The 861-nt window shown below is 69.0% G+C and carries 1 pseudogene; it reads left to right on the forward strand.

Features of this window, described 5'->3' with window-relative positions:
* Positions 1-861, forward strand: a pseudogene (locus tag ACXJKR_RS33715) (hypothetical protein); the annotation flags it as partial.

Genomic DNA, 861 nt, shown 5'->3' on the forward strand with positions numbered 1-861 from the left:
GAGCAGCAAGCCCGGCGACACGGCGGTGGAGGTGGCCCATCTCACCTTCGACGCCCAAGTGCCGTCCACGGTCGCCACGAGCACCTCGTTCAAGGCCTTCAAGGCCTTCACGCCGGACCTGCTCAAGCCCATGTTCTACCCGCGCGTGTCGCGGCTGAAGGCGCGCATCGGCGCAATGGCCCAGCTCACCGGCTCCGACGGCTTCAACCGCCTGCGCTGGAACACGACCTATCTGCAAAGCGGCTTCGACCCCGGCGTCAACAAGGGCGAGGTGTTCGCCGAAGTCGTCGAGCGCGCCGGCATGGGGCGCCTCGACTTCTCCAAGCAGGGCGACCGCAGCGGCGGCTTCGTCATGCCCAACCTCAGCCCGTCGGCGTTGTCGCGCTCGCTCGGGCCGGCGGCCGGCAATGTGGCCGACGTGGTGGGCGGCCAGATCAAGGCCACCAACTTCTTCCCGCCCGGCGGCGCGGGCGACCTGCCGCTGCCGCTGCTGTTCGGCTGCATCCCGCTGAGCGCGGTGATCCACGACATCACCCAGCTCTTCGACAACCTCGACAAAGCGCCCAAGTTCGCCTCGGAGGCCGGCACCAAGGTCGAGGCCTTCTTCAACGACCTGATGCGGCTGTACCAGTTCATCAGCAGCCTGGCCTCCCAGCCCGGCTCGCTGGGCAGCGCCGCGCTCGAGGTCGTCAAGGGCACGATCAACGACCTGCTGCAGCAGGCGGCCGCCTTCGGCGCCGCCCAGCTCGCGCCCATCACCGCCAAGGTCAACACGCTGCTCGCCACGCTGGACAGCGTCAAGGCCCAGCTCGACAACCTGGGCAGCAAGAGCCTGGACGCCGCCAACCCGCTGGCCGGCAT

This window comes from Roseateles sp. P5_E11 (genome assembly GCF_054049355.1).